The sequence below is a fragment of the Streptomyces sp. NPDC058964 genome (assembly GCF_042741275.1).
In the GTDB taxonomy this organism is placed as follows: Bacteria; Actinomycetota; Actinomycetes; order Streptomycetales; family Streptomycetaceae; genus Streptomyces.
In genome coordinates, this window is record NZ_JBHYKH010000696.1 from 1 (window position 1) to 3,731 (window position 3,731).

Sequence of the window (3,731 nt, forward strand, 5' to 3'; positions counted from 1 at the left end):
GGTCGGTGTAGAGGCTGCCGCCCGACCAGTCGGGGTCGGTGGGCAGCGGATCACTGGGCGTACCGGGGACCGCGGCCGACGACCAGCGGGTGGTGACCCCGGCCTCGCGGACCCGTCGCAGGGCGAGCCGTACCGCCTCGTCGAAGCCGATCGGGTGCCCCGGCGGTTCGGGCACGTACCGGGTGATGTCGTGCTCGCGGCAGACGACCTCGTGGCGCAGCGACTCGGTCAGCGGCCGGGCGATGCCCGCGGGGACGGGCGTGACCAGGCCCACCCAGAGGCTGGACAGACGAGGCGTGAGCACCGGGATGGGGACGATCACCCGGTGGGGCAGCCCCGCGACCGCCGCGTACCGCAGCATCATGTCCCGGTAGGTCAGCACCTCCGGCCCCCCGATGTCGAAGGACCGGCTGACACTGCCGGGCATGCGGGCGCTGCCGACGAGCAGGCGCAGCACGTCCCGTACGGCGATGGGCTGGATGCGGGTGCGCACCCAGCTCGGGGTGACCATCACCGGCAGCCGCTCGGTCAGGTACCGCAGCATCTCGAAGGAGGCGGAGCCCGACCCGATGATCACCGCCGCGCGCAGCACGGTGGTGGGCACGCCCGAGTCCAGCAGGATGCGGCCCACTTCCGCGCGCGAGCGCAGATGCGGCGAGAGCTCGCGCTCGGGCACTCCGGCCGGGGCGAGGGCGCCGAGGTAGACGATGCGGCGCACGCCCGCGGCCCGGGCGCGCTCCCCGAAGATCCGGGCCGCCCGACGGTCGGTCTCCTCGAAGCGGCGGCCCGTGCCGAGGGCGTGCACCAGGTAGTAGGCAACGTCGACGTCCCGCATCGCGACGGCGACCGACGAGTCGTCGGTGACGTCTCCCCGTACCACCTCCACGTCGCCCGTCCAGGGGTAGTCGCGCAGCTTTCCGGGCGAACGGGCCATGCAGCGCACCCGGTACCCGGCCGCCAGCAGCTCGGGCACGAGCCTGCCCCCGATGTACCCCGTGGCGCCCGTCACCAGGCAGCGCGGTGCCGATCCGACGTCGTCATGGTTCATGGGTCCTCGGTCCTCCGCGTCGACGTCCCCCTTCGGTCACTTCCACCCTGAGGGTCCGCGCGGATGCGTGCCCGCCGGGGGAGGGCGCGGCGATCGGGCGCGCCGTCCCGGGCCCTGGTCGCCCGGACGCTGGGCATGTCCGCGGCGAATCCGGGCAGCCGGGAAGGTACGCACGACGCAGGGCCGGGTCGGCCTGTCGGCACTGGAGGTGAGTTGCCACCATGGGCGCGAAAGTGTTGGAGCGGTTTCCGGCAGGGGCTCCCCGGGGATCGTGGCCGGCGGAGGAGTACGCGGCCGCGCGCCGCGCGGACGGCGAGCCCGCGACCGTCGTGATGGACCTGAAGTCCGACGCGTTCCTCGTGGTGGTGCCCACCCGCGAGGAGGAGGCGGCCTAGAGCTTGCGGAATGCGGGCGATTCCCGGGCGTTTGCGGGGTGTGTCCGTCCCGCTGTGGTGCATTTCCGCGGTCCGCGATACGAGACCGGGCGGGATTTCCCTGACTGCCCCAGCGGCACTGCCACGATCGACGGCACGAGTGCGTGCGAGTGGCTCGCCCTCGGGTTCCCGGCCGGCCCCCCGCGGCGGATCCGTCACCGTCACACGCCGCCGAGGCGCCGGCCCAGGTGGTCGGCCGGTTCTCCGCCGCCCACTCGGCCGCGCCCCGCTCCTGGCCACCGCGAGCCGAGCGGCGGACACGGCCGCCGGTGCCTTGCGCGGACCGGCAGGTCGTTGCCGGGATCGAGAAGCACTTCGAGGGCGAGGTCACCGGCCGTTCGGCGACGCTGTGCACCGCCGCGTTCGACCAGGACAGCCGCGTAAGCAGGTACGTGGTCATGGAGTCGTTCGAAGGCTCGCTGCACGAACGGCACGGCTCCTTCAACTTCGTGCACTCGGCGACGACGTCCGGCAGTGACCGCAGCGCGGAGTCCTTCACCATCGTGCCCACCAGCGGCACCGGCGGCCTCACCGGGATCTCCGGCGCCGGGGGACCGGCCGCCGACGCCGACGGCACGCACCGCATCCGGTTCGACGGCGAACTCGGCCGGGATGCCGTCCAGAACTAGGACGCTCCCTCCGTCCCGGTCGCGGCCAGCGCTGCGAGATGCGCGCCGCGCACCGCGGTCGTCTGGCCCTGCACCAGCAGGAACATGCCCTCGCGGGCCAGTCGCTGGGCCGGGCTGAACAGGTCCATGGCGCGTCCGCCGGACGCCACCACCGCCGCGGTGGTGGCCGCGCGCATCAGGTCGTACGCCCGGGTCTTGAGGGCCAGGCGTTCCTCGACGTGCTCGTGCGGGACGGCGTGGTCGGCCAGCGCGTAGGCGCGCCGCCGCACCTCGTCGAGACGGGCGCGCAGCGCACGCGCCGTCTCCGTCCCGTCCGGGGTGCCCTCCAGCACGCGCAGGGCCGCGTACGCCACCCCGAAGACCGCGGGCGAGGCGTTGGTGCTGCGCGGGATGTCGATCAGGGCGAACTTCTCCCGCGGCGTGCGCAGTACGACGGATTCCTCGGGCAGCCACAGACCGTCCAGTTCCAGGGAGACCGTGCGGGCGGCGGTGAGTGCCGCGAGGCGCATCGGCGGCGAAGGGCGCAGCCCCGGCTGCTCGCGCGCGTCGGCGAACGCGAACACCACGTCGTTCCGCTCGCAGACGCCCGCGAGGAGCATCACGTCGTTCAGACCCCAGCCCGTGTACCACGGTACGGTCCCGTCGAAGCGCCAGCCGCCCCGCTCGGCGGTGGCGCGCACGGGCACCCGCGGAAAGGCGCGGACGTGGGCGTAGGCGATCCCGGCCATCCGCCCGCCGGTGGCCAGCGGACGCAACAGCCGCTCCCGCACGGGTAGTTCGGACCGTGCGAGCAGCTTCACCGGAGTGTGGTGCTGGGTCTGCACGAACCAGGTGGAACAGCACGCGCCCGCCAGGATCTCCGCGATCTTGCGGGCCACCGGGTCGGGCGCACCGGCCCCGCCGTACTCCCGCGGCGCGCTCACCCCGAGCAGACCGGCACGCCTGATCGCCTCGATGTGGCTCTCGGGTACGCCCTCCTGGTCGACGTGCTGCGCCCGCGGGGCGAGCAGATCGTCCGCGAGCCGGCGGGCGGCGGCCACGAGCGGGTGTGCTGCGATGGTCATGGAAAGGATTCTCCCGATCCCGTGGGGCGAGGTGTCGATCCGGGGGGCCGCCGTTCGTGTACGAGATGACGGACACCCCACGACGCCATGGAGGACGTCATGAAGCACTACCTGCTCAGCGTGGTCCAGCCGGCCGGCGGCCGGCCTCCCGCTCCCGACGAACTGGCCGGGATCATGCGCAACGTCGAGGCCTTCAACCAGGAACTGCGCGACGCCGGGGCCTGGGTCTTCGCGGGCGGGCTGCACGGCCCCGAGACGGCCACCGTGCTGCGCCCCGACCACGGAGACGTGCTGATCACCGACGGGCCCTACGCCGAGGGCAAGGAGTACCTGGGCGGCCTGTGCCTGATCAGGGCCGCCGACCTGGACGAGGCCCTGGAATGGGGCAGGAAGGCCGCGCTGGCCACCACCCTCCCCATCGAGGTGCGCCCCTTCACGGACGCGCACTGATGCCGGACGGCACCGACGTCGAGGCCGTCTTCCGCGCCGAGTACGGGCGCGCGGTCTCCGTCCTCGTCCCCGTCCACGGTGTCAACCACCACGCCGAGGAAGCGGT

Annotated in this window: 5 protein-coding genes; 3 read left to right on the forward strand and 2 right to left on the reverse strand. The window is 73.5% G+C overall.

Features of this window, described 5'->3' with window-relative positions; all coding sequences use genetic code 11:
• A partial coding sequence (locus tag ACFW2E_RS43160) for an NAD(P)H-binding protein (RefSeq protein ID WP_384476563.1) occupies positions 1-1,048 on the reverse strand: 1,048 nt, incomplete at its 3' end.
• Positions 1,049-1,269: 221 nt separating this feature from the next.
• On the opposite strand from ACFW2E_RS43160, the gene ACFW2E_RS43165 reads away from it, so the two are divergent.
• Together ACFW2E_RS43165 and ACFW2E_RS43170 are read left to right on the forward strand one after the other, a co-directional pair.
• A complete protein-coding gene (locus ACFW2E_RS43165) occupies positions 1,270-1,443 on the forward strand; it encodes a hypothetical protein (RefSeq protein WP_384476566.1) in 174 nt (57 codons plus the stop codon).
• Between the two features lie 308 nt (positions 1,444-1,751).
• Positions 1,752-2,111 (forward strand): DUF3224 domain-containing protein, encoded by a 360-nt coding sequence (locus tag ACFW2E_RS43170; RefSeq protein WP_384476569.1) that lies wholly within the window; start codon positions 1,752-1,754, stop codon positions 2,109-2,111.
• On the opposite strand, the gene ACFW2E_RS43175 is transcribed toward ACFW2E_RS43170, so the two are convergent.
• Positions 2,108-3,175, reverse strand: coding sequence for an acyl-CoA dehydrogenase family protein (locus ACFW2E_RS43175; protein WP_384476571.1), 1,068 nt, complete (start codon positions 3,173-3,175; stop codon positions 2,108-2,110). The genes ACFW2E_RS43170 and ACFW2E_RS43175 overlap by 4 nt on opposite strands.
• Before the next feature lie 99 nt (positions 3,176-3,274).
• Between ACFW2E_RS43175 and ACFW2E_RS43180 the strand changes: the two genes are divergently transcribed.
• Positions 3,275-3,625 (forward strand): YciI family protein, encoded by a 351-nt coding sequence (locus ACFW2E_RS43180; RefSeq protein WP_384476573.1) that lies wholly within the window; start codon positions 3,275-3,277, stop codon positions 3,623-3,625.
• Positions 3,626-3,731 lie beyond the last annotated feature (106 nt).

Excerpts from the sequence above, each read along its gene's own strand:
- ACFW2E_RS43165 (WP_384476566.1), top strand. The coding sequence starts at position 1,270 with ATGGGCGCGAAAGTGTTGGAGCGGTTTCCGGCAGGGGCTCCCCGGGGA.
- ACFW2E_RS43175 (WP_384476571.1), bottom strand. The coding sequence starts at position 3,175 with ATGACCATCGCAGCACACCCGCTCGTGGCCGCCGCCCGCCGGCTCGCG.
- ACFW2E_RS43180 (WP_384476573.1), top strand. The coding sequence starts at position 3,275 with ATGAAGCACTACCTGCTCAGCGTGGTCCAGCCGGCCGGCGGCCGGCCT.